This window comes from Mesorhizobium sp., assembly GCF_017306585.1.
Classification (GTDB): Bacteria; Pseudomonadota; Alphaproteobacteria; order Rhizobiales; family Rhizobiaceae; genus Mesorhizobium.
The window spans coordinates 1-23,118 of the sequence record NZ_JAFKIC010000219.1 but is presented as its reverse complement, the minus strand read 5'-3'; the positions used below and the strand labels follow the sequence as shown (position 1 = coordinate 23,118).

The following is a 23,118-nucleotide window of genomic DNA, read 5'->3' as shown; positions in this document are numbered from 1 at the left end:
CGTCGGCCTGCTGATCGGAACCTGCGGCGCCTATGGCAAGCTTTACGGCGGGCCTGTCGTGCGCGACCTATTCGCGGTCTACACCACCGTGGTGCGCGCTGTGCCGGAGCTGGTGCTGATCCTGCTGCTCTACTATGCCGGCACCGACCTGATAAACCAGGTGCTGACCGCTATGGGCTACCAGCGTGTCGACATAAGCGGGCTGGTGGCCGGCATCGCCGTGCTCGGCTTCGTCCAGGGCGCCTATTCGACGGAAGTCATCCGCGGCGCGATCCTGGCCATCCCGCAGGGTCAGATCGAAGCCGCCCGCGCCTACGGCATGTCCCCGGTCCTCATGCTGCGGCGCATTACGCTACCGGCAATGCTGCCCTTCGCCATTCCGGGCCTCGCCAATCTGTGGTTGATCGCCACCAAGGACACGGCCCTGCTGGCCGTCGTCGGCTTCTTTGAACTGACGCTGGCGACGCGGCAGGCGGCGGGCGTCACCAAGGCCTATCTGATATTCTATCTTGCAGCCGGGGTGCTCTATCTGGCGGTAACGCTGGTTTCGAACTTCCTGCTTGGCCGGGCCGAAAAATGGGCACGGCGCGGCATGCCCTCGATCAAGGACGCATAGTCATGGCGGGCGAGGCAGCCATCATCAACACCGCGGCGCGCGCCTCGCTCTGGCTGCAGCCGCATCGCATCGTGCTGATCCTGATCGCGCTGGGGCTGGTGCTGTCCGCCGCCTTCTTCATGCGCTGGGACTGGCTGCCGCAATATTGGGAAATGGGCCTGATGGGCATCTGGCGCGCCCTGTGGATCCTGGCCGTCACCTGCGCGCTAGGCTTCATGATCGCCGTGCCGGTCGGGCTGGCGCAGGCCGCCGGCTCATTCTGGGTCGCGGCGCCGGCCAAAGTCTTCTGCACCATCATCCGCGGCACGCCGCTGCTGCTTCAGCTCTGGTTGCTCTATTACGGACTGGGTTCGCTCTTCCCGCAATATCCCTGGATCCGCGAATCCTGGATGTGGCCCTATCTCAGGCAGGCCTGGCCGTACGGCGTGCTGGCGCTGACGCTGTCCTTCGCCGGTTATGAAGGCGAGGTGATGCGCGGCGCCTTTGCCGGCGTGCCGAAGGGCCAGTTGGAAGCCGCCCGAGCCTTCGGCATGAGCCGCTGGAAAATCTTCCGGCGCATCTGGCTGCCGCAGGCGTTTTACAGGGCGTTGCCGACGTTGACCGGCGAAACCGTGCTGCAGCTGAAATCCACACCCTTGGTGGCGACGATCAGCGTCATCGACATCTTCGCCGTTTCCTCGAAAGTGCGGCAGGATACCTACCTCACCTACGAGCCTCTGCTGCTGCTGGCGCTGATCTACATGGTGATCACAGGCATTCTCGTCTTCGGCTTCAGCCGGATCGAGAGACGCATCCCGGTCAAGATCGGGTAGGAGCGCAGACAAGCGAGGAGTAGCGGCGGTGTCCGCCGCTTTTCTTGCAGTGGCGGACGATTTTCAACACGAATGTCTGCTCATGTGCTGCTAGGCACGGAGCCACCAATGCAATCAGCCCACAGCGACACCAGGACAGCCATGATGCAACTCAGTCTCGACCAGGCAAGAGGACTATGCCGGATGGCAGCACTTGGCGCCGGCGCCAATGAGGAGGCGGCACAGTCGCTGACGGCCTCGATCATCGCGGCCGAGGCCGAAGGGCTGGCGACCGTCGGGCTGACGCATTTCATCGACTATCTCGAGGCGCTGGAAGCCGGGCGCATCGACGGCAATGCCGATCCGGTGATCACGAGGCCGGCACTGGCCGTCTATCTTTCCGACGCGCGCGGCGGGCTGGCGCATACCGGGTTCGATCGCACCGTCGAAGACCTCGCCAAGGCCGCGAAACTGTTCGGCGTCGCCATTTTCTCGCAGAAGAATGCCTATACATGCGGCGCGCTCGGCTATTTCACCCGAAGGCTCGCCGCACAGGGCCTGGTGTCGTTCGCCGCCACCAATGGCCCGGCGGTTCTCGCCGGCTCGGGCTCGGTCAAGCCGGTCTATTGCACCAACCCGATGTCGTTCGCAGCACCCGCCGCCGACGGCGCGCCGCTGGTCATCGACCAGTCGTCGAGCGCCACCGCCTTCGTCAACATCCGCAAGGCCGCCGAGGATGGCAAGAAAATCCCGGAGGGCTGGGCGCTGGACGCCAGCGGCAATCCGACGACCGATCCGGCGGCGGCCATGAAGGGCGCCATGCTCGCCTTTGGCGGCCAGCGCGGCGCCAACATCGCGCTGATGGTCGAGGTGCTGGCCGCCGGCCTGTCGGGCGCCAACTGGTCGCTCGACGCACCCTGGTTCACCGGTGGTCCGGACAGCCCGGGAACCGGCCTGTTCGTGCTTGCCGTCGAACCCAAGCTGCTCGATCCGGACTTCGAAAAGCGCATGAAGGACCAGCTCGACCGCTTGCGCCGGCGTTACGGCGTCCATGTGCCGGGCCGCGCCCGGGCCGAAGCCTCCGAGAAGGCCCAGGCGCGCGGCATCACGGCGCCAAAAGCGGTGGTTCAGCGTATCTCCGAATTCGCCGAGCGCTATTCAGGCTGAATTTGCGGAGGCCGAACATCCGGCCGGTTCCCTGTGTTTGTGACGGTGCCTTCACCTCGCGCCCGCCGGATATTCGAGTTGTGTCGCGACGAAGTCCGCCGTGCGGACGCCATAGCGAGCCGAGATATCCCGAAGCGCCTGGTCAAGCGCCCTCGCCGGCCGCTGGTCGGCGATGACCGGGACCAGCTGCTTGGCCGGCCAGTCCATGACGATCTTGTCGGGCAATATCCGCAGGCCATCGCGGCTGACGATCGCGCCTTCCCTGTCCGCGAACGTGACCGCACCGGAGCGAAAGGTTCTGGACCAGGTGTCGGCAACCAGAGCCAACGATACCTCGTCCATGCCCGACGCCAGCTGGATGCCGAGCTGCTCGTGGCCCAGAAAGGCGAGCGTGTTGCCGATCGCCGTCAGCGCGAACGAGCGCGTGAACTTGAAGGCGCTGCTGTCATGCCGCGCATCCCATTGCGCCAGACCCAGATCACGGCCGACGGCTTCGGCCTTGTCCCGGCCGGCAATGGCCTCGATCAGGGTCAGCATCATCGGCATCGAAGCCGTGATCCCGGTGGTCGTCGCGACACCCCGGTCCACGACGAAACGCCGGTCCGCGACATAACGAATGGTCGGGTGTTTTTGGCCGAGTTCGCCTACGGAATACCAATGCGTCGTCGCTCGCTTGCCGTCGAGCAACCCGCTGGCGCCGACCACCTTGGCGCCCGCGCAGATGCCGATCACGGTAGCCCCCTTGGCCGCCTGGCTCCTGATCCAGGCCAGCACCTCGGCGTCGTCGTCGCGCATCATGGCAGGCACGATGACGTAGTCGGCGCCGTCCGGGTGCTCGACGTCGAACGCCGCCGTTGTCGCATCGGGCTCAATCTGCAAGGCAGGATGCAATTTCATCGGTCCGGACTGCGTCGCCAGCGCCACGACATCGGCGACGCCGGAGCGCCGCAAGATGCCGTAGGGCATGAGATAGTCGGTGGTTTCCGTACCCTCGTTGATGCCGACGACCGCAACCAAAGGGCGCTGGCGCTTCGGCGGCTTCAGCCCCGCGAGCGTTACCTGCGCCTCACCGGCTTCGATTGCCGGTTGAGCGGCGGCCATGGACGCCGCCGGCAGCGACAGCAGCCATGTGGCGCCCGCCGCGAAGAGGACCAGCACGACGCCCAGACCACTCCACAAAATCATACGCAAACTCATGGCTTCGCCCTTTTGACCAAATGCTTGACATCAACCTAGCCTTGTCGGGATTTGTCTGAAATGACATATATCGGGCAAAAACAGACATGAGCCGGAAGATCGGAATCATCATTCACCCCGGCTTCCAGTTGCTGGATGCGGCCGGTCCGGCCGGAGCCTTCGAGCTGGCGGACAATTTCTGTCCCGGAAGCTACACGCTCGAAACATTGGCGCCCGGTGGCGGCGAGATCGAGAGTTCGTCAGGCATGCGTCTCACGGCCCGGCCCCTGTCGACGGATGAGCCGCTCGACACGGCAATCATTTCCGGCGGCGAAATCATCCGTTCCATGGCGGCGGCCCAGGAGATCGTTGCCTGGCTGCAGCGGGCGGCCGTAAGGCGAACGGCAAGCGTGTGCACCGGTGCGTATCTGTTGGCCGAGGCAGGGCTTCTCGATGGCAGGCGCGCCACCACCCATTGGTGGAGCACGCATGACTTCGCGCGCCGCTATCCCGCAGTGAAACTCGATGCCGAGCGCATCTTCATCAGGGACGGCACGATATGGACCTCGGCCGGAATTTCGGCCGGCATCGACCTCGCGCTGGCGCTCATCGAGGACGATCTCGGGCCAGACCTGGCGCGCCGCGTCGCGCAGCAGCTTGTCGTTCACCAACGGCGGCCCGGAGGCCAGTCGCAATTCTCCGCGCTTATCGAAATCGGTGGACAGACCGGCCGCTTTGTCGGTCTCATCGAATGGATGCGCAGCGAGTTGGCGCAGCCGCTGACTGTGGAACGTCTTGCCGACCACGTCGCCATGAGCCCGCGGCATTTCGCCCGCGCCTTCGCGGCAGAGACCGGCACCACGCCGGCCAAGGCCGTCGAACGGCTTCGCCTTGAGACCGCGCGGATCGCGGTCGAAACCGGCCACGCGCCGCTCGATCGCATCGCCATGGAAAGCGGCTTCGGCGATGCCGGGCGCATGCGCCGGGCGTTTCTGAGAAGCTTCGGCCAGCCCCCGCAAGCCCTGAGGCGCGCCGCGGCCGTTTCCCGCAGCGATGGTTCATGAACGCGTTCAACGCATTCGAACCGGTGCCGCATCCAGGACCAACAACCCTGCGGTGGTTTTTTGCGCGCGGTCGTGAACCTTTCAACGCGACCCCACCACCTACAGCTGTCCGGGTCGGGTTTGCCCGGTCGGTGTCCTCTGTCGGATGCGTCCAGGGCCGGGGCGGGCGTACTTGCTTCACGCCATGCTGATACCGTCTCAGGTCAGGCCGCCTCGTCAGACCCTGGTTCGACATGAGTTGCACCCGGGAAACCCCGCTTCGGCGGGGTTTTCTGCGTTCCCTAGCTCGACGCCTTAAAACCTGACCATGATAGTTAACTTTTGTTAACTTGACTTGGGCACCGCCATCGGGCGGTTGCGAGGGATCGTCACAGAGATAGGAGCTACGATGTCCGTAACCACCGACGCTTCCCGCGGCAAACTGATCATTCCAGGGCTTGGACGCCTCTATTCGGCTTTGCACGACGCTGGCGAGACCGTCCTGCGCGTGGTCGCGGGCGGCTTTCTCGCCATCCATGGCTCGCAGAAGATCGTCAATCCGCTCGGCGCCGTGGAAATGGTCGAGGGGCTTGGTTTTTACCCCGGCGTATTCTGGTCGCCCCTGCTTGCCTGCACCGAATTCTTCGGCGGCATCCTGATCGCCATCGGCCTGCTGACGCGTCCGGCCGCCTTCGCCGGCCTGTTCGTTCTGCTGGTCACGGTCTGGTTCCACTGGGTGACCCTGGGGCAGGGTTTTTCGGGTGCCGAAAAGTCGCTGCTATGGGCCGCGATGCTGCTGTTTTTCGTCATTCGCGGCGGCAACAGGCAGTCGGTCGACGCCCGTATCGGCAAGGCGTTCTGACTGACTTTGTTTAGACGCAATTCCGGACGGAAAACCGCTTAACACTTTTCCTGGAATTGCTCTGCGAAGAAGGGCGGCAGCGACGACGCGTCGCCCTTTGCCTTTGGCGCAAAACGGACTATGAAACGGCTTCAGCCAAGCCATCTGGAAAGAGCGCCGGAGCCAGCCATGACCGAAATCCTGCAGACCCCGAAGCTCATCGTCGTCTTTGGCGGGTCCGGCTTTGTCGGCCGCCATGTGGTGCGCGCGCTGGCCAAGCGCGGCTATCGCATCCGCGTCGCCTGCCGCCGTCCCGATCTTGCCGGCCATCTGCAGCCGCTCGGCAATGTCGGCCAGATCCAGCCGGTGCAGGCCAATGTGCGCATGCGCTGGTCTATCGACCGCGCCGTGCAGGGCGCCGACCATGTCGTCAATCTCGTCGCCATCCTGCATGAGAGCGGCCGGCAGAAATTCTCCGCCGTGCACGACTTCGGCGCTCGCGCTGTCGCCGAGGCGGCGCGCTCGGTGGGCGCCGGTCTCACCCACATTTCGGCACTCGGCGCCGACGCGGACTCCGAATCGGACTATGCCCGCACCAAGGCGCTTGGCGAGCAGGCCGTGCTGGAGACGATCCCGGACGCCGTTATCCTGCGGCCTTCGATCAATTTCGGCCCCGAAGACAGTTTCTTCAACCGCTTCGCCAACATGGCGCGCTATTCGCCGGCGCTGCCGCTGATCGGCGGCGGCCAGACCAAGTTCCAGCCGGTCTATGTCGGCGACGTCGCCGAAGCAGTGGCCCGCTCGGTCGAAGGCAAGGTCCAGGGCGGCCAGATTTACGAGCTTGGCGGCCCCAATGTGCTCACCTTCAAGGAGTGCATGGAGGAGTTGCTTACCGTGATCGAGCGCAAGCGCCTGCTGGTGCCAGTGCCGTGGTGGGTGGCCAACATCCAGGCCTCGATCCTCGGCCTATTGCCCAATCCGCTGCTGACCAAGGACCAGGTGATGCAGCTGCGCGAGCACAACATCGTTTCGGACGAGGCGGCCAAGGCCAACCGGACCCTCGCGGGGCTTGGCATCCAGCCGCAGTCGATCGCGACGATCCTGCCGAGCTACCTCTGGCGCTTCCGCGCCGCCGGCCAGTTCCAGCAGCGCAAGCCAGCGGTTTGATTTCCAGAAAGGGTATATCCCTTAACAGCGGGCGGTGATCTGCATCGGTAACCCGCCCTGCGGCTGCGTCGTCAGTTTCTGCACCGGCCAGGGCTTTGTTTCGGCCGATGTGTCGAAGCGGAAGCGCGACAGGAGGATGGCAAGCGCGATGATCGCCTCCTGCATGGCGAAACTGGCGCCGATGCAGACGCGCGGCCCGGCGCCGAACGGCAGATACTGGAAACGGTCGATCTTCTCGCGGTTACCCGGGTGGAAGCGTTCGGGCATGAAGGCGTCGGGCCGGTCCCACAGCTTCCTGTGCCGATGTACGACCCAGGGCATGACCAGCACGGCTGCGTGCTTGGGGATATAAAGGTCCTTCCACATTTCCGGCACGATCGGTTCGCGGTTGATCGACGGCGCCGGCGGATAGAGCCGGAGCGCCTCGTCGAAGGCGGCACGCGTCAAAGGCATGGCGTCGAGCCACTTCGTCGGATCTGGCTCGCGCGCCAGCACCTCGTCGATCTCCTGCTCGACCCGGTCACGTTCCCAGGGCGATTCGGCAAGGCAGTAAAGCGTCCAGCCAAGCGCCCGCGCGGTGGTCTCGTGACCGGCGCCGATGAAGGTGATGATGTTGTCCTCGACCTCGGCGCGCGTCAGCCCGTCGGGACCTTCGGCCTTCAGCAGCAGCGTCAGGAAATCCTGCGGCACGGCATCGGGATCGCGCCGGAACTTCTCCTCGCGCATCTTGACCGTGTCGGTCACGATCTTGCGGAAATAGGCCATGGTCTTGCGGCCACGGATGCGGGTCAGCCGCGGCAGCCAGTCCGGCGCGCGTAAGAGGTCGAGCGGGTCGACCCGGCCCATGGTCTCGAACAGGCGGTCGATCTCGTTGGCGAAACTGCCCGGCTCACCCGCGATCTCGCCGGAGAACAGCGTCTCGGCCAGTATGTCGTAGGTCAGCAGCGTCATGTCGTGGGCGATGTCGGACGTGCCGCCGGCCTCGTAGCGGGTGACGAACTCCCTGGTGCGTTTCAGCATCGGCTGCGCGAAGCCGAAGATGTGGCGCGGCGTGAAGACAGGCGCCATCGCCTTGCGCGAGCGTTTCCAGACTTCGCCCTCGGCCGTCAGCAGGCCATCACGCAGGATCGGCCGCAGGATCTTCTGGCGCACCGTCGCCATCTTGTAATTCTTGGCGTTGTCGACCAGCACATGGCGGATGAGGCCGGGGTCGTTGGCAATGACCAGCGGTCCGCCGGCGCCCTTGGCGGAAATCCAGGGCTCGTTGTAGGTCGGCTCGCCCCACAATTCGAGCGGGTTGCGGTAGACGATGCGGATCATCTCCAGCGTCGAAGGCGGCGACGTGCGCGGCTTCGGCGCCGGGGGAACGAAGGGGGCGGGCTGAGTGTCCATGAAATGCTCCGCTATTGCCCCAATGTAGTGGCTGGCAATGCGGGCGTCCATGTGACCGAACGGCAGGCCCCACGACGGTCGGGGAGATGTGGCGGCGGACAGTCTGTTCATCCGATCGTGAGAGGCCCATCAAGGGTCCCGGCTTGTCCGCCGGCGCGCTCTGCCGTAGTGACAGTCACCAACAGATACCGCTAATCTCAGGAGCCCGCCTTGAAGCACAAGTTGAACATCGTCATCGGCAGCACGCGGCCCGGCCGCGCCGGCCCGGTCTTCGCCGAATGGCTGGAGACATTCGCGCGGAGCCACGGGAAATTCGAACCGGTGCTGACCGATATCGCGGCGTTTCATCTGCCGGTGCTGGACGAGCCGCATCATCCGAGGCTCGGCAACTACCAGAACGACCACACCAAGGCCTGGTCGAAGGCGATCGATGCCGCGGACGCCTTTGTCTTCGTGGCGCCGGAGTACAATTATTTCGCCGCCCCCGCGATCGTCAACGCGATCGACTATCTGGCCCGCGAATGGAAGTACAAGCCCGCCGCCATCCTCAGCTATGGCGGCGTCTCGGGCGGCCTGCGCGCGGCGCAGGCGCTGAAGCCATTGCTGACTTCGGTGGGCATCATGCCGATCCCGGAAGGCGTCGCGCTGCCCATGTACCAGAAGCTGCTCGACGACAAAGGCGCCTTCAACGCCAGCGAACAGGTGACCGGCGGGGCCGCTACCATGCTGGATGAGCTGTCGCGCTGGAGCGAGGCGCTGAAGCCCATGCGGGCGGCCTGAGCAGACCCATCGCAGGTCGGCAAACCGGCTTGCTCGCGCCATAAAGAGGTGGAATTGTCGGCAAACGACTGAGCCGGGGGGCGGTTCGACTTGCGTTTGCTGTTTGCCTTGCTGCTGCTGCTCGCAGCCACCGTCACAGCGGCCGCCGAGCGGCGCGTGGCATTGGTCATGGCCGACGATGACTACCGGCTGATCCGGCCCCTCGCCAATCCGGTCCATGACGGCGAGGCCATGGAAGCGGCCCTGAAGAAGCTCGGTTTCGAGGTCGTTCTCGAAACCAACCGCGACCTCAGGCGCATGCGCCGCGCGCTCGACGATTTCCGCGACGATGCCAGGGGCGCCGATGTGGCGCTGGTCTATTTCTCCGGCCACGGCGTCGAAATCTCGGGCGGCAACCGGCTGCTGCCGGTTGATGCCGACGCCTCCTCGCTCGACGCGCTGGACAAGACCAGCCTGCCGCTGGAAGAAGTGCGCGATGCGGTGACCGCCACCGCCAAGGTCGGACTGATCGTGCTCGATGCCTGCCGCAGCGATCCGTTCTCTGGAGGCGGCGGCGAAGGACGCGGCGCGGCCTCGCTGGCCAAAGATGTCGCCCACAAGGTCAAGCCGGGCCTTGGCCGCATCGGGCGGGCGGAAAACATCCTGTTCGCCTTTTCGGCGGCGCCCGGCGAAACGGCCGCCGATGGCAGCGGGCAGAATTCGCCCTTCACGGCGGCGCTGACCAAATATCTCGGCACCGACGGGCTCGAAATCCGCTCCGTGCTGACTTTGGTGCAGCAGGAGGTCTACGACCTCAGCCGCGGCAAGCAGTTGCCCTATGTCGAGAGCGGCCTGCCGCAACTGTTCTTCGCCTCCACTGCCAGGGAGCAGCTGCCGGAGCGCGAACGGCTGCTGCTGGCCATGGCCGAGGTGACGCCGCAGATGCGCGGCGAGGTCGAGCAGATCGCCAGCGATGCCGACATGCCGCTGGCGCCGCTCTATGGCGCGCTGATCAGCAGCGACACCAGCCACCTCTCGGCCGAGAGCCTGAACGCCCGGCTGCGCGAGGCGGCCGATGCCTTCGTCAAGGTGCGCGGCGAGATGAAGACGCTCGCTTCCGACGATCCGCAGGTAACGGAATTGCGCCGGCAGGCCGAGCAACAACTCTCGCTTGGCGCCTTCGACGGCGCGCGCGCCATCCTCGCCAAGGCCGCCGACATCGACAATGCCTCGCGCCAGGCGCTGAAGACCAATTTCGTCAGCCGGACCCTGTCCGAGGCCGCGACGCGCTTCCTCTCCGGCGGTGCGGCGCGCGCCGATCTCGACTATGCCACCGCCATCAGCGACTATGAATCGGTGCTGGCGCTTTATGGCGAGGCCGGGCAGACCCCGCTCAACCTCGAACAGGCCGACCGCCAGAGCCGCACGCTGGAGGAACTTGGTATCCTCTATACGACCGTGGGCAATGTCGAAGCCGCCGGCCGCGCCTTTACCGCCCTTTTGGCTAATCTCGAGCAGCGATCGCATCAGGAGACCGACCCGAGCGTCAAGCGCGATCTCGCCATCAGCCATATCAAACTCGCCAACATAGAGATGGCGCAGGGCGACCTGCCAACCTCCCTGGAACATTACGAGGCGGCCAGGGACATGCTGCAGGACCTGACCGCAAGCATGCCGGACAAGAAAGGCTGGCTCGGCGATCTCGCCATGGCCAATGACAAGATCGGCAGCGTGCTGGCGAAGCAAGGCGATGTCGGCGCGGCGGCCAAGGCCTATCAGCAAAGCCTGTCGATCAAGCAGCAATTGGCGGAGGCCGAGCCGAGCAGCGCCTCTCTGCTGCGCGACCTGACCATTACCTACGATGAAATCGGCGACCTTGGCCGAAGCGCCGGCCATCTGGACGACGCCCAGACGGCCTTCGAGGAGAGCCTGAGAATCCGGCTGGCGCTGGCCGAGAACGCACCCGGCGATCCCGAGCGCCAGCGCGCCGTCTCTGTCAGCCTGGAGAGGATCGGCGATCTCAAGCGCGAGCGCGGCGACGCCGCCGGCGCGCTCGCGGCCTACGCGAAGAGCCAGGCGATCGCCGAAGAGATGGCGCGCCGCGACCCGAAGAACACGGATTTGCAGCGCGACCTGTCGATCAGCTACAGCAAAACAGGCAATGCGCTCGGCGACCAGGAGAACTGGCCGGCGGCGCTCGATTCCTACCGGCAGGCGCTGTCCGTGGCGCGCGAGCTTGCCGCGACCGACCCCGGCAATACCGAGTGGCAGCGCGACCTGTCGGTGTGTCTGGAGAAGGTCGCTGGTGTGCTCGACGTCCAGGGCGATGTCGGCGGCGCGCTGCGCACCTATCAGGACAGTCTAGCCATCGCCGATCGGCTGGCCAGGCTCGACCCCGCCAACTCCGACTGGCAACGCGACCTGTCGATCACGCTGTCGGAAATCGGCATGCTGGAGACCAAGCAGCGCCACTTCGAGGGCTCCAAGCAGGCCTTCGAGGCCAGCCTCGCCATCCGCCAGCGGCTGGCCCAGTCCGATCCGAACAATGCGATCTGGCAATTCGATCTGGTGCAGGCCTACATCAACTATGCCTATGTGGCCAAGGATCCGAAGGCCGTGCTGAACAAGGCGCTGACCCTGACGCTGGAGCTCGACCGCACGGGCCGGCTGGCGCCGAGGGACAAATCCACGATCAAATATTTGCGCGACCTTATCGCCAAATTCGGCGCTCGAAAAAAATAGCCGGCTGCCGCTCGGGATTTGGCCCGGAAATGCCCGCAAACCTTGGAAAAACCGCCTTTAGCGCCTATATCTACGCTTTATAAGACGCGCGATTCGGGGCGGATTTTTCGCGCTTTAAAAGCGGCATCTAGACAACAGGTTTTCATGAGCGACCAGACCGAGAACACCAACGGCGGGCCAGCCGAATACGGCGCCGATTCCATCAAGGTTTTGAAGGGGTTGGACGCTGTCCGCAAGCGGCCCGGCATGTATATCGGCGACACCGACGACGGTTCGGGCCTTCATCACATGGTCTATGAGGTGGTCGACAACGCCATCGACGAGGCGCTGGCAGGGCATGCCGACCTCGTTTCGGTGACGCTCAACCCCGATGGTTCGGTCACCGTGATCGACAACGGACGCGGCATTCCGACCGATATCCACCCCAGCGAGGGCATTTCGGCGGCCGAAGTGATCATGACGCAGCTGCATGCCGGCGGTAAATTCGACCAGAATTCCTACAAGGTTTCCGGCGGCCTGCACGGCGTCGGCGTTTCGGTCGTCAACGCGCTGTCTGCCTGGCTGAGGCTGAAGATACGTCGCAACGGCCAGATCTTCGAAATGAGCTTCACCCATGGCGATGCCGACGCGCCCCTCAAAGTGACCGGCAGCTATGAGCAGGACAAGCAGCCGGGCACCAATGAAGGACGCAGCGGCAGCGAGATCACCTTCTTCCCGTCGGCCGAGACCTTCACCATGGTCGAGTTCGACTTCGGCACGCTGGAACACCGGCTGCGCGAACTCGCCTTCCTCAATTCCGGGGTGCGCATCGTTCTGACCGACGCCCGTCACGCCGATGTCGTGAAACATGAATTGCACTATGACGGCGGCCTGGAAGAGTTCGTCAAATATCTCGATCGCGTCAAGAAACCCCTCATCGAGAAGCCGATCGCCATCCGCGCCGAACGCGACGGCATCACCGTCGAAGTGGCGATGTGGTGGAACGACAGCTACCACGAGAACGTGCTGGCCTTCACCAACAACATCCCGCAGCGCGACGGCGGCACCCATCTGGCCGGTTTCCGTGGCGCGCTGACGCGTCAGATCACCGGTTATGGCGATTCCTCGGGCCTGACCAAGAAGGAAAAAGTCGCGCTGACCGGCGACGATTGCCGCGAAGGGCTGACCGCCGTGCTGTCGGTCAAGGTTCCCGATCCGAAATTCTCCTCGCAGACCAAGGACAAGCTGGTTTCCTCGGAGGTCCGTCCGGTGGTCGAGGGGCTGGTCAACGAGGCGCTCGGCACGTGGCTGGAAGAGCACCCCACCGAAGGCAAGGTGGTGGTCGAGAAGGTGATCCAGGCAGCCGCCGCGCGCGAAGCCGCGCGCAAGGCGCGCGACATCACCCGCAAGACCTCGCTCGGCGTCACATCCCTGCCCGGCAAGCTCGCCGACTGCCAGGAACGTGATCCGGCGAAATCCGAAATCTTCATCGTCGAGGGTGATTCCGCCGGCGGCTCGGCCAAGGGGGGGCGCTCGCGCCAGAATCAGGCCATCCTGCCGCTGCGCGGCAAGATCCTGAATGTCGAGCGCGCCCGCTTCGACCGCATGCTTTCGTCCGACATGATCGGCACGCTGATCACCGCGCTCGGCACCTCGATCGGCAAGGACGAGTTCAACGCCGACAAGCTGCGCTACCACAAGATCATCCTGATGACCGACGCCGACGTCGATGGCGCCCATATCAGGACCTTGCTGCTGACCTTCTTCTTCCGCCAGATGCCGGAACTGATCGAGCGCGGGCACCTCTATATCGCCCAGCCGCCGCTCTACAAGGTGACGCGCGGCAAGAGCTCGCAATACATCAAGAACGAGAGCGCGTTCGAGGAATTCCTCATCGGCTCCGGACTCGAGGAGGCGTCACTCGCGCTTGGTTCGGGCGAAGTGCGCGCCGGCCAGGACCTGCGCAGCGCCATCGACGACGCGCTCGCCGTGCGCCAGCTGATCAACGGCCTGCACACGCGCTACAACAGGGGCGTCGTCGAACAGGCGGCCATTGCCGGCGGGCTCAACGCCGATGTCGTCGCCGACCTTGGCCGGGCCAACGCCATGGCCGAACGCATCGCAGCGCGGCTCGACCTGATCGCCGAGGACACGGAGCGCGGCTGGACCGGCCGCATGTCGACCTCGAACGACGGCAGCGGCGGCTATGTGTTCGAGCGCACGGTGCGCAGCGTCAAGGAGTTTGCCCAGCTCGACCTCGGGCTGATCAACTCGGCCGATGCGCGCCAGCTCGACCGCTATGCGCAACGGCTGAGCGACGTCTATGCGACGCCGCCCGTGCTGCGCCGCAAGGATGTTTCCGAGACCATTTCGGGACCGATCGCCTTGCTCAACGCGGTCTTCGCTACCGGCCGCAAGGGCCTGACCATGCAGCGCTACAAGGGTCTCGGCGAGATGAATGCCGAACAGCTGTGGGAGACCACGCTGGACCCGAATGTGCGCTCGCTGCTGCAGGTCAAGGTCAGCGACGCGACCGACGCCGACAGCCTGTTCTCAAGGTTGATGGGCGACGAGGTGGAGCCAAGGCGCGAATTCATCCAGGACAACGCGCTGTCGGTGGCCAATCTCGACATTTAAGGTTGCAGCGACGCCTTGAAGAAGGCCGCCAGCGCGGCATTCAGGCGCTGGTGGAACGCGGCCCGGTCAAAGCCGGGCGCGTCGGTGCAGATATCGGGGGCGGCGGCGAGCCGCCTGGCGCTGCATGGCGGCAGGAAGGCATAGTGGCCGGCCAGAGGCTCGACACGGTAGTCCGGCGGTTGAGGCAGCATCGAGCGTATGTGCTCCTCATACCAGGGATCGGGTTGATGCCGGTCGGCGGCGGCGCGCCACAACAGAACCGGTATTCGCACCGAAGCAAGGCCGGCCTTGTCGAAGGCGAAGCCGAATGCCGGCGCGGCGGCCGCGATGGCGCGGATTCGCGGATCCGCCTTCCAGGCGTCCCGTGGTGGATGCACCACGTCCGCGACCGAGTGAACGCCGGCATTCGCCAGCGCGGTGCAGAGGTCGTGCTTGTGATTTGCCGCGCAATACGGATCGATCCTGCCGAGGTCGGGTATTCCCCCTGCCTCGACAAGCACGGTGAAGCCACCGTTCGAGAACCCGAAGGCGCCGATGCGCTGCGGATCGATGTCGGCGTGCCCGCGCCAATCCTTCAGCATGAAATCGATGAGCCGGCTCAGTTGGGCGGGCCGGCGCCACGGCATCAGCACCTTGCTCTGGTCGTCATAGGTGTCGCCGGCGTGGCTGACCGCCGCAACGATGAAGCCGGCCCTCGCCAGCGCGAGCGCGGTATCATAGTGGCGGGCGTAGGATCCGCCGCCGCCATGCGAGATGACGACAAGCGGTAGCGCGCTGCCTTGCAGCGGTCCTGAAGGCGCGACGCGCTGGCTGATACCTTCCAGCGGTACATCGCGCGGTTCGCCTGACGTGGGGTACCAGATACCGGCGAGCAACGCGGGTTCGCTGCCATTGGTGACATGAACGACTTCGAAGCCGACGGAAGGCAGCGGCGCGGCGTCCCCCGTGGCCGAACCAGCCGGCGCACCGGCTCTAACGGCCGAGGGGCCGCAGATGAGCACGCATGAAAGCAGGGCGACGAAAACAATCGCACCCGGATGTCGGACGGAGGCCCTCATCCACCGGCCCATTGCGCTTCGCGCGGCGAGGAATCTCTTCAGGGGCATTTGTCTTCCCGAACCAGAAAGAGGATGGCGTTGCGATGCCACCGAGGGGCTCGATGGGCGCGAGGCAAGCGAGAGTCCGTTTTCGCTCTTGCCCGGCTCGACCTGCGGGTCAAATCACAACGACATTACCGTTGCGGCATCGACGCGCGGCGACGCGCGAAATTGTTCCATAGCCGGCAGACAAAATCATTTCACGGTTCGCCGGAACGGAAGCTGCCGCGGGACATTGTGACACCATCGATCACGATTTCTCAGGAGGCATTCATGGGACGCGGCATCTTGCTCTGGTTGCTTGGGGTTCCGATCCCGATCATCATTCTCATCATGCTTTTCGCACGATAGGAGGCTGCCATGCAGTCCACCCTGTCGACTGTCGATGGTCCCGTTTCGACGGAATCGTCCGCCTCGGCTATAAGCTGGGGCCCGATTATTGCCGGCGCCTTCGCCGCCTCCACACTGAGCTTTATCCTGATGCTGCTGGGTTCGGGCTTGGGCTTGAGCATGATTTCGCCGTGGTCGGGGTCAGGAGCGTCGATCACTACCTTCGCCGTATCGACCGCAGTTTGGCTGGTCGTCGTCCAATGGCTGTCGTCGGGTGTCGGCGGCTACCTAGCCGGGCGGCTGCGTACCAAATGGGTCGACGTCCATAACGACGAAGTCTTCTTCCGCGACACCGCGCATGGCTTCCTGGCCTGGGCGCTCGCGACCTTGCTGGTTGTCGGCGTTCTGGGCTCGGCGCTGACATCCATGCTGGGGTCCGGGGTTCAGGCCGCATCGACAGTCGTATCGGGCGTTGCGCTCGGCGCATCCGCCGGTGCCTCCTCGAATGCCGACTCGGTGTCGACCGACAATGCGACTTCCTATCTGGTGGATTCGCTCTTCCGTCCAGCGGATGCGAGCAAGCTGGCGAACGCCAACGCGCAGAACGACGCGGCGGCGGCATCCCAGGCCTCACGCATCCTGATTGCCGGCGCGGCAGCCGGCGAGGTCTCGGCCGAAGACAAGACCTATCTGGCGCAGCTGGTCGCGGCTCGCACAGGCCTTTCGGAAGCCGACGCCAAGACGCGTGTCGATGCGATCCTGGCCAAGGCCGAGGATGCCAAGGTCAAGGCCAAGCAGGCGGCTGATACGGCCAGGAAGGCCAGCGCCACCTTCGCATTGCTGGGAGCATTGTCGCTGGTCGTCGGCGCCTTCATTGCCAGTGCGGCGGCAGCGCTCGGCGGCAGGCAGCGCGACGAGGATGAGGCTGTCTTCATCACCACGCGCTGATCCCAGCCAGCATTGTTCCGACAATGAAAAAAGAGCCCGGCTTTCTAAGCCGGGCTCTTTGCAATTCAGAGACTGCGCAACCGCGGGATCAATGATCCATGACCTCGACAATTCCTTCCGTCATCTTGGCTTATAAGAGCAGCAGAACTACCGGATCGCGCGCTGCCGTAGCCAGGCGACCGCCAGATCCCGGATCATCGGCACGTCCTCGCCCGTCTCGATGGCGCCCGCGAGCTCGGAGAGTCTCATGGCGGCGGCAAGGAGGAATACCCGTCGCCGATCGAGCATTTTGCCGCTGCGCGCCGCGTATGCGCGCATGCTGCGCAGTGCGAGATCGGGATCGATGAGCGATACCTGCACGAATTCGCGATGCGGCGGGCCGAAGCCGGAATCGGCGAAGTCGAAAATTCCGTTGAGTTGCGACCGGTCGTGGTCGAACGCCATGTTCCAGCCGTGCGCGTCGAAGAAGCCGTAGACCTCGCCGAGCGGATCGGGGCCGAGTTCATGATAGGCCTTGATTGCCGCTTCGACTTCTCCATGCAGTTCCGTCGGCAGGAGCGGCCAGATCGGCGCGAGCGTGTCCTTCTGCGTGTCCCACCAGCCGACCGGCTCGGCGCCTGCCGCCAGCATGACGGACGGATCGATGGCATGAAGTTCGGTGAAGAACCGGGCGAGATCGTCCGCCAACCGCGCCCGGGCCGTGTCGTCCAGCTTCGCGTAGTCTGCCGGCTCCAGCGTCCGGCCGGGCAGTTTGCCATGCATGGAAAACAGCGGCGGGCCGGAATGGATCGTCATATCCGGCACCGGCGCCGTAACGAACGGCCGCAGGGCGGCCAGCAGCCGCGCTTCGCGCAACAGCGCCGTCTCGGCCTCTTCCCCTTGCGGGAACTTGAAGATATGGCGACCGTCCTCGACGGCGAGGCTATGCCAGCCGCGGCCGGCGACCGCGAATGCCGCGCCGGCAAGATGAGGATAGACTGCGATGATCGCGCGCCGGCATTCCGCCGGCACATCGAGGGGCAAGGGCTCGCGGGTCAGTGATCCATCGCCTTGACGATTTCCTCGGTCATCTTCTTGGCGTCGCCGAGCAGCATCATGGTGCCGTCCTTGTAGAACAGCGTGTTGTCGATGCCGGCATAGCCGGAGCCGAGCGAGCGCTTGACGAACAGGCAGGTGCGCGCCTTGTCGACATCGAGGATCGGCATGCCGTAGATCGGCGACGACTTGTCGTCGCGGGCGGACGGGTTGGTGACGTCGTTTGCGCCGATGACGTAGGCGACATCGGCCTGCGCGAATTCGGAGTTGATGTCCTCGAGCTCGAACACTTCGTCGTAAGGGACATTCGCTTCCGCCAGAAGGACGTTCATGTGGCCGGGCATGCGGCCGGCGACCGGATGGATGGCGTATTTGACGTCGACGCCGTTGGCCTTGAGCTTGTCGGCCATTTCGCGCAGCGCGTGCTGCGCCTGGGCGACCGCCATGCCGTAGCCGGGCACGATGATGACCTTCTGCGCGTTCATCATCAGATAGGCGGCGTCGTCGGCCGAGCCCTGCTTGACGGTGCGCTCGATGCCGTCATCGGCGGCCGCGGCGGTCTCGCCGCCGAAACCGCCGAGGATGACCGAGATGAAGCTCCGGTTCATGCCCTTGCACATGATGTAGGACAGGATCGCACCGGACGAGCCGACCAATGCGCCGGTGATGATCAGCGCCAGATTGCCCAGCGTGAAGCCGAGCGCGGCGGCGGCCCAGCCGGAATAGGAATTCAGCATCGAGACGACGACCGGCATGTCGGCGCCACCGATCGGGATGATCAGAAGCACGCCGAGCACCAGTGAGGCGGCGACGATCAGCCAGAAGACGAGCTTGGCTTCGGTGGTGACGAGCAGCACGATGAGCACGACCAGCGCGATACCAAGGGCCGCGTTGATGAAATGACGACCGCCGATCATGATCGGCTTGCCGGACATGCGGCCGTCGAGTTTCAGGAAGGCAATGACCGAACCGGTGAAGGTTATGGCGCCGATGGCGACACCCAGGCTCATTTCGACCAGCGCCTGGGCATGGATGTCACCGGTCGTGCCGATGCCGAAGCTTTCCGGAGCGTATATGGCGGCTGCCGCCACCATAACGGCCGCGAGGCCGACCAGCGAGTGGAAGGCGGCGACCAGCTGCGGCATCGACGTCATGGCGATGCGGCGCGCGGTGACGGCGCCGACGCCGCCGCCGATGGCAAGGCCGAGCACGATCAGGCCGAAACGCCCGGCCGAAGGGGTTGCCAGCGCCAGCGTGGTGGCGATGGCGATGCCCATGCCGATCATGCCGTAGAGATTGCCCTGGCGGCTGGTGGTCGGGTGCGACAGGCCGCGCAGAGCCAGGATGAACAGGATGCCGGAAACCAGGTACAGGAAGGAAGCGAGATTGACCGTCATGGCTTAGTTCAATGCCTCCATTGTACCCTTGGGGAGTTCGACATTCTCGAACTCGGGATAGACTTTTCTTATTACAGTCAACTGTTTAGGCTCATCGATGCGAACCAGGTACCATTGGCTCCCATCCAGCAGGCCCAGCGTCTGACTGCGGGCGGCCACCCGTTGCTTGTGGCCGTCCTTGTCGATGCTCATGATCGTCTCTGTGGGAAGCAGCGCGAAGGGCGTGCCGTCTTCCAATTCGCGATACTGCGCGCCATCCGCGTCCATCGTGAAAGATTCCACCGTCACCGTCTTCAGGACATCGGCCCAGGCAGCCTGCATCTGTTTCTGGAGCTCTCCGACTGAAGCGCCACTGGCGGTCGCGACATAGTCGAGCACGCGCGGCGGCATCATGCCGAAGACATGGCCCATATCATTGGCCCCGAACGCGGTCTTGAACTCCTCGACCTTGGCAATCAGCGCCTGCTTTTCATCATCCTTGGGCGGGCGAGCCCAGGCGGGACCAGCCACGAGAAAGGCGGCAAGCAAGAGAGCAAGCAGCGTCCTGAACAATGCACTCCCTCCCCTATAAAGCCGAGAACGTCCTCCGATCGGAAGTGGACGTCACTTGTCCTTCTTCTTGTACATGGCCAGCATGCGCTGGGTGACGAGGAAGCCGCCGAAGATGTTGACCGAGACCAGCATCAGCGCGACGAAACCGAAGCCGGCGGCGACGCCGGAGGCCGCGATGCCGACCGCAAGCAGTGCGCCGACGACAATGACTGATGAAATGGCGTTCGTGACCGCCATGAGCGGCGTATGCAGCGCTGGCGTCACCGACCAGACGACATAGTAGCCGACGAAAATCGCCAGCACGAAAATGGCGAAGCGGAAGACGAAGGGATCGATCGCCCCGCCCGAAAGCGCGTGCGCGGCGTTGCCGGCCGCGTCGGCGCCACCCGGGGCATTCGCCAGGTTCTGGACCGCCAGCCGGACGGCGGCACTTGCCTGGTCAAGCTGGTCGAGGGCTTTCTGCAGGGTCTGATCCATCACGCGGTCCCTTTCGGCTTGGACGAGGGCGACTTGGATGCGGCAGTTTTCCTGGGCGCGGCCTTCTTCGGCGCCGCCGAGGCATCGGCAACCATGGTGGTGGCCGGGATTGCGGCCGGCTCGACATGAGGCTGCTGGTCGGCCTTGGCGAAGGCCGGATGAACCACCTTGCCGCCGTCGGTCAGCATGGTCGCCTTGACCAGTTCGTCGTCGCGCTTGATGGCGAGCGTCTTGGTCGTCTTGTCGACCAGCGTCTCGAGGAAGGCGAACAGGTTTTTCGCATAAAGCAGCGACGCCGACGCCGCGACGCGGCCCGGCACGTTGAGGTGGCCGACGATCTTGACGCCGTTGGCCGTGGTCACCACCTTGCCGGCTTCGGCGCCCTCGACATTGCCGCCGCGCTCGACGGCGAGGTCGACGAGAACCGAGCCCGGCTTCATCGAGGCGACCATGGCCGCCGAGACCAGCTTCGGCGCCGGGCGGCCCGGGATCAGCGCCGTGGTGATGACGATGTCCTGCTTGGCGATATGCTCTGATGTCAGCGCCGCCTGCTTGGCCTGGTATTCCTTGGACATTTCCTTGGCATAGCCGCCGGCGGTCTCGGCCGCCTTGAATTCCTCGTCCTCGACGGCCAGGAACTTTGCGCCGAGCGAGGCGACCTGTTCCTTGGCGGCGGGGCGAACATCGGTGGCGGTGACGACCGCGCCAAGGCGGCGCGCGGTGGCGATCGCCTGCAGGCCGGCCACGCCGACGCCCATGATGAAGACCTTCGCCGCCGGCACCGTGCCCGCCGCCGTCATCATCATCGGCAACGCGCGGTCATATTCAGAGGCGCCGTCGATCACTGCCTGATAACCGGCAAGATTGGCCTGCGAGGACAGCACGTCCATCGACTGCGCCCGGGTGATGCGCGGCATGAACTCCATCGAGAAGGCCGTGACGCCGGCCTTGGCCAGGGCTGCGACTGCGGCATCGTTGCCGTAGGGGTCCATGATGGCGATGACCGCGGCGCCGGCTTTGTAATTCTTGAGCTCGGCATCGGTCGGCCGGCGGACCTTGAGCACCACATCGGCCCTGGCGGCATCAGATGCCTTGCCGATGGCAGCACCCGCCTTGGCGAATTCCTCGTCTGGGATGCGCGACCTTGTGCCGGCACCGGCTTCGACGACGACATCGAAACCAAGCCCGGCCAGACGCTTCACAGTATCGGGAGAGGCCGCCACGCGCGGCTCGTTCGCGTCTAGCTCACGAGGGATGAAAACCGTCTGTCCCACCGCATGATCCTTTCGGCTGGAACCTGTTTGCGCGAACTGTCGGCCGGCATGCCCGGCAACGTCACCGCAAGAGGGTTCTGGAAGGTCTATCGCAGAATGAAGGCGCCGAGGGCGAGTATCAGGATGAACAGGATGGTCGCCGAGAAGAAGCCGCCCGCGAAGAAACCGAAAGCCATCGCTATAAGCAGCGCGCCGCAAAACAGCGAGCCGTATTTGGCCAACGCCAGAAAGCCGGCATAGGTGCGGTCGTGTTCGGCATAGTCCATCTTCGCGCCCAGCTCTACAGGACCGGTCGGCGTGTGATCAGCCATAGGAATACCCCTTCGAAGACATCTTTCAGGCACATAGCGAAAAGCCGGGCCGAGAGCAATGGCGCTATTGCCGCATCGCAGCCGACAACTGCCTCAAGGGAAACTTGAAACCGACGGCCGGTCACTTGCCTGCGAGATCCTGTCCTCATCGGCCGTCAGCGGGATGGGTAAACAGCATTGAACCCTGCTGTGAGAATTTGGCGATTCAGGATGGCGCCGCCGGGGATTATCGTCACTGGAAGGAACTGCCGGGTAGTGAAACCATGACAACGCCCACACGGACATTTGACTGGAACGGGACGCCCATCGCGTGGGGAACCGCCGGCTCCGGACCTCCGATCGTGCTCGTGCATGCACGCCCTTCTCCTCGCATGTCTGGCACCGGGTCGTTCCCGAACTGGCACGCGACCATATGCTGTATTTCTACGACCTTCCCGGCTATGGGCGATCCGGCAAGCGCGAAGGCCAGGACGTTTCGCTCGGCATCCAGAACGGCGCGCTGGCGGCCATGCTGGCCTTCTGGAAGCTCGACCGGCCGAAGGTCATCGCCCATGATTTCGGCGGCGCCACCGCCCTGCGCGCCCACCTCATCGACGGCCGCGACTATGACAGGCTGCTGCTGATCGATCCGGTGGCGGTGCGGCCCTGGGGCTCACCTTTCGTCCAGCATGTCCGGCAGCACGAAGCAGCCTTCGCCGGAGTGCCGGACTATATTCAGGCGGCGATCCTGAGGGCCTATGTTTCGGGCGCCGCGTTCAAGCCCCTGTCGGACACCGAACTGGAGCCCTACATCGCCCCGTGGATGGGGCCGGTCGGCCAGCCGGCTTTCTACAGGCAGATCGCCCAGATGGATCAGCGTTTCACCGACGAGGTCGAACCGCTCTACGCCGGCCTGCGCTGCCCCGTGGCCTTGTTGTGGGGAGAAGAGGACCGCTGGATCCCGCCGGAGAGCGGCCACAGGCTGGCGGCCATACTGCCGGGTTGCGCCCTGACGCTCATCCCCGGCTCCGGCCATCTCATGCAGGAAGACGCGCCGGAAGCCATCGTGGCGGCGGCGCTGCGCTTCTTCGAGGGCTGAGGGCTTCAGCTTGCGAGGTGGGGGAACAAACCGAGCAACCCGACGACGATCAGATAGAGCGCCACGATGTAGTTCAGCAGCCGTGGCATGATAAGGATCAGCACGCCCGCTATCAGCGAGATGAGCGGCGTGAGGGTGAGCTGGGAAATATGCATGGGGTTGTCCTTTCCGGAAGCGATGACCGTCGACTTGCGTCGACGCCGCCACCGACAACGCGGCCAGGCCCGGAAAGCTCCATCGGAAGGCGATGAGCCGAGTGGGGATCTCAGGATAACCAACGGCGTGAGGCAAGCGGCCCGCAGGCCGCGC

22 protein-coding genes are annotated in these 23,118 nt (G+C 64.7%); 12 read left to right on the top strand and 10 right to left on the bottom strand.

The features are described from left to right. The 3 genes from J0I79_RS26955 to J0I79_RS26945 form a co-directional block, all read left to right on the top strand. Positions 1-616, top strand: a 616-nt coding sequence (locus tag J0I79_RS26955) for an ABC transporter permease (RefSeq protein ID WP_292866608.1), incomplete at its 5' end; no start/stop codon positions are given. A gap of 2 nt (positions 617-618) precedes the next feature. Beyond that, the gene (locus J0I79_RS26950) at positions 619-1,428 is read left to right on the top strand and encodes an ABC transporter permease (RefSeq protein WP_292866606.1); all 810 of its coding nucleotides are present in this window, start codon (positions 619-621) and stop codon (positions 1,426-1,428) included. Between the two features lie 144 nt (positions 1,429-1,572). Beyond that, a complete protein-coding gene (locus tag J0I79_RS26945) occupies positions 1,573-2,574 on the top strand; it encodes an Ldh family oxidoreductase (RefSeq protein ID WP_292866612.1) in 1,002 nt (333 codons plus the stop codon). 51 nt (positions 2,575-2,625) lie between these two features. On the opposite strand, the gene J0I79_RS26940 is transcribed toward J0I79_RS26945, so the two are convergent. After that, entirely contained in the window at positions 2,626-3,771 is a 1,146-nt protein-coding gene (locus tag J0I79_RS26940) for a DJ-1/PfpI family protein (RefSeq protein ID WP_292866604.1), read from the bottom strand. A gap of 86 nt (positions 3,772-3,857) precedes the next feature. Between J0I79_RS26940 and J0I79_RS26935 the strand changes: the two genes are divergently transcribed. The 3 genes from J0I79_RS26935 (at position 3,858) to J0I79_RS26925 (ending at position 6,801) form a co-directional block, all read left to right on the top strand. Continuing rightward, positions 3,858-4,814 (top strand): GlxA family transcriptional regulator, encoded by a 957-nt coding sequence (locus J0I79_RS26935; protein WP_292866602.1) that lies wholly within the window; start codon positions 3,858-3,860, stop codon positions 4,812-4,814. A gap of 388 nt (positions 4,815-5,202) precedes the next feature. After that, positions 5,203-5,655 (top strand): DoxX family protein, encoded by a 453-nt coding sequence (locus J0I79_RS26930; RefSeq protein ID WP_292866600.1) that lies wholly within the window; start codon positions 5,203-5,205, stop codon positions 5,653-5,655. Positions 5,656-5,823: 168 nt separating this feature from the next. Further along, positions 5,824-6,801 carry a complex I NDUFA9 subunit family protein gene (locus J0I79_RS26925; protein WP_292866598.1) on the top strand — a complete coding sequence of 326 codons (978 nt, stop codon included), beginning with the start codon at positions 5,824-5,826 and terminating at the stop codon, positions 6,799-6,801. Between the two features lie 21 nt (positions 6,802-6,822). Here J0I79_RS26925 and J0I79_RS26920 read toward each other — a convergent pair whose 3' ends face one another. Then, positions 6,823-8,193 carry a cytochrome P450 gene (locus J0I79_RS26920; RefSeq protein ID WP_292866596.1) on the bottom strand — a complete coding sequence of 457 codons (1,371 nt, stop codon included), beginning with the start codon at positions 8,191-8,193 and terminating at the stop codon, positions 6,823-6,825. Between the two features lie 210 nt (positions 8,194-8,403). Here J0I79_RS26920 and J0I79_RS26915 point away from each other — a divergent pair, with 210 nt between their 5' ends. The 3 genes from J0I79_RS26915 (at position 8,404) to gyrB (ending at position 14,310) form a co-directional block, all read left to right on the top strand. Beyond that, positions 8,404-8,973 (top strand): NADPH-dependent FMN reductase, encoded by a 570-nt coding sequence (locus J0I79_RS26915; protein ID WP_292866594.1) that lies wholly within the window; start codon positions 8,404-8,406, stop codon positions 8,971-8,973. A gap of 90 nt (positions 8,974-9,063) precedes the next feature. After that, positions 9,064-11,694, top strand: a complete 2,631-nt coding sequence (locus J0I79_RS26910) for a caspase family protein (protein ID WP_292866592.1) — start codon at positions 9,064-9,066, stop codon at positions 11,692-11,694. A gap of 144 nt (positions 11,695-11,838) precedes the next feature. Further along, positions 11,839-14,310: a DNA topoisomerase (ATP-hydrolyzing) subunit B gene (gene gyrB, locus J0I79_RS26905; RefSeq protein WP_292866590.1), complete on the top strand. Its 2,472-nt coding sequence runs from the start codon at positions 11,839-11,841 to the stop codon at positions 14,308-14,310. On the opposite strand, the gene J0I79_RS26900 is transcribed toward gyrB, so the two are convergent. Continuing rightward, positions 14,307-15,368: a dienelactone hydrolase gene (locus J0I79_RS26900; RefSeq protein ID WP_292866588.1), complete on the bottom strand. Its 1,062-nt coding sequence runs from the start codon at positions 15,366-15,368 to the stop codon at positions 14,307-14,309. The two genes, gyrB and J0I79_RS26900, sit on opposite strands and share 4 nt — an antisense overlap. A 399-nt stretch (positions 15,369-15,767) precedes the next feature. Between J0I79_RS26900 and J0I79_RS26895 the strand changes: the two genes are divergently transcribed. Beyond that, a complete protein-coding gene (locus tag J0I79_RS26895; RefSeq protein ID WP_292866586.1) occupies positions 15,768-16,685 on the top strand; it encodes a hypothetical protein in 918 nt (305 codons plus the stop codon). 147 nt (positions 16,686-16,832) lie between these two features. Here the strand turns inward: J0I79_RS26895 and J0I79_RS26890 are convergent, their stop codons facing one another. Further along, entirely contained in the window at positions 16,833-17,540 is a 708-nt protein-coding gene (locus J0I79_RS26890; RefSeq protein WP_292866584.1) for an aminoglycoside phosphotransferase family protein, read from the bottom strand. Between the two features lie 42 nt (positions 17,541-17,582). On the opposite strand from J0I79_RS26890, the gene J0I79_RS26885 reads away from it, so the two are divergent. Continuing rightward, positions 17,583-17,726 (top strand): hypothetical protein, encoded by a 144-nt coding sequence (locus tag J0I79_RS26885; RefSeq protein WP_292866582.1) that lies wholly within the window; start codon positions 17,583-17,585, stop codon positions 17,724-17,726. Here J0I79_RS26885 and J0I79_RS26880 read toward each other — a convergent pair. The 5 genes from J0I79_RS26880 to J0I79_RS26860 form a co-directional block, all read right to left on the bottom strand. Further along, on the bottom strand, positions 17,720-19,117 hold the full coding sequence (locus tag J0I79_RS26880) for an NAD(P)(+) transhydrogenase (Re/Si-specific) subunit beta (RefSeq protein WP_292866580.1): 1,398 nt from the start codon (positions 19,115-19,117) through the stop codon (positions 17,720-17,722). The genes J0I79_RS26885 and J0I79_RS26880 overlap by 7 nt on opposite strands. Positions 19,118-19,120: 3 nt before the next feature. Continuing rightward, on the bottom strand, positions 19,121-19,669 hold the full coding sequence (locus J0I79_RS26875) for a hypothetical protein (protein ID WP_292866578.1): 549 nt from the start codon (positions 19,667-19,669) through the stop codon (positions 19,121-19,123). A 51-nt stretch (positions 19,670-19,720) separates the two neighbouring features. After that, positions 19,721-20,149 (bottom strand): proton-translocating transhydrogenase family protein, encoded by a 429-nt coding sequence (locus J0I79_RS26870; RefSeq protein ID WP_171026131.1) that lies wholly within the window; start codon positions 20,147-20,149, stop codon positions 19,721-19,723. Continuing rightward, positions 20,146-21,420 (bottom strand): Re/Si-specific NAD(P)(+) transhydrogenase subunit alpha, encoded by a 1,275-nt coding sequence (locus tag J0I79_RS26865; RefSeq protein ID WP_292866574.1) that lies wholly within the window; start codon positions 21,418-21,420, stop codon positions 20,146-20,148. The genes J0I79_RS26870 and J0I79_RS26865 overlap by 4 nt, the downstream gene beginning before the upstream one ends. A gap of 86 nt (positions 21,421-21,506) precedes the next feature. Continuing rightward, positions 21,507-21,731: an aa3-type cytochrome c oxidase subunit IV gene (locus J0I79_RS26860; protein WP_292866572.1), complete on the bottom strand. Its 225-nt coding sequence runs from the start codon at positions 21,729-21,731 to the stop codon at positions 21,507-21,509. A gap of 412 nt (positions 21,732-22,143) precedes the next feature. Here J0I79_RS26860 and J0I79_RS26855 point away from each other — a divergent pair, with 412 nt between their 5' ends. Further along, entirely contained in the window at positions 22,144-22,809 is a 666-nt protein-coding gene (locus tag J0I79_RS26855) for an alpha/beta hydrolase (RefSeq protein WP_292866570.1), read from the top strand. A gap of 5 nt (positions 22,810-22,814) precedes the next feature. On the opposite strand, the gene J0I79_RS26850 is transcribed toward J0I79_RS26855, so the two are convergent. Next, entirely contained in the window at positions 22,815-22,964 is a 150-nt protein-coding gene (locus J0I79_RS26850) for a DUF3096 domain-containing protein (protein WP_292866610.1), read from the bottom strand. Positions 22,965-23,118 lie beyond the last annotated feature (154 nt).

Bases quoted from the DNA above. Each gene is read 5' to 3' on its own strand.
- J0I79_RS26940 (WP_292866604.1), bottom strand. From the start codon at position 3,771: ATGAGTTTGCGTATGATTTTGTGGAGTGGTCTGGGCGTCGTGCTGGTC.
- J0I79_RS26855 (WP_292866570.1), top strand. From the start codon at position 22,144: ATGCTGTATTTCTACGACCTTCCCGGCTATGGGCGATCCGGCAAGCGC.
- J0I79_RS26925 (WP_292866598.1), top strand. From the start codon at position 5,824: ATGACCGAAATCCTGCAGACCCCGAAGCTCATCGTCGTCTTTGGCGGG.
- gyrB (WP_292866590.1), top strand. From the start codon at position 11,839: ATGAGCGACCAGACCGAGAACACCAACGGCGGGCCAGCCGAATACGGC.
- J0I79_RS26900 (WP_292866588.1), bottom strand. From the start codon at position 15,368: ATGAGGGCCTCCGTCCGACATCCGGGTGCGATTGTTTTCGTCGCCCTG.
- J0I79_RS26885 (WP_292866582.1), top strand. From the start codon at position 17,583: ATGGCGACCGTCCTCGACGGCGAGGCTATGCCAGCCGCGGCCGGCGAC.
- J0I79_RS26930 (WP_292866600.1), top strand. From the start codon at position 5,203: ATGTCCGTAACCACCGACGCTTCCCGCGGCAAACTGATCATTCCAGGG.
- J0I79_RS26935 (WP_292866602.1), top strand. From the start codon at position 3,858: ATGAGCCGGAAGATCGGAATCATCATTCACCCCGGCTTCCAGTTGCTG.
- J0I79_RS26850 (WP_292866610.1), bottom strand. From the start codon at position 22,964: ATGCATATTTCCCAGCTCACCCTCACGCCGCTCATCTCGCTGATAGCG.
- J0I79_RS26950 (WP_292866606.1), top strand. From the start codon at position 619: ATGGCGGGCGAGGCAGCCATCATCAACACCGCGGCGCGCGCCTCGCTC.
- J0I79_RS26860 (WP_292866572.1), bottom strand. From the start codon at position 21,731: ATGGCTGATCACACGCCGACCGGTCCTGTAGAGCTGGGCGCGAAGATG.
- J0I79_RS26945 (WP_292866612.1), top strand. From the start codon at position 1,573: ATGCAACTCAGTCTCGACCAGGCAAGAGGACTATGCCGGATGGCAGCA.
- J0I79_RS26895 (WP_292866586.1), top strand. From the start codon at position 15,768: ATGCAGTCCACCCTGTCGACTGTCGATGGTCCCGTTTCGACGGAATCG.
- J0I79_RS26920 (WP_292866596.1), bottom strand. From the start codon at position 8,193: ATGGACACTCAGCCCGCCCCCTTCGTTCCCCCGGCGCCGAAGCCGCGC.
- J0I79_RS26880 (WP_292866580.1), bottom strand. From the start codon at position 19,117: ATGACGGTCAATCTCGCTTCCTTCCTGTACCTGGTTTCCGGCATCCTG.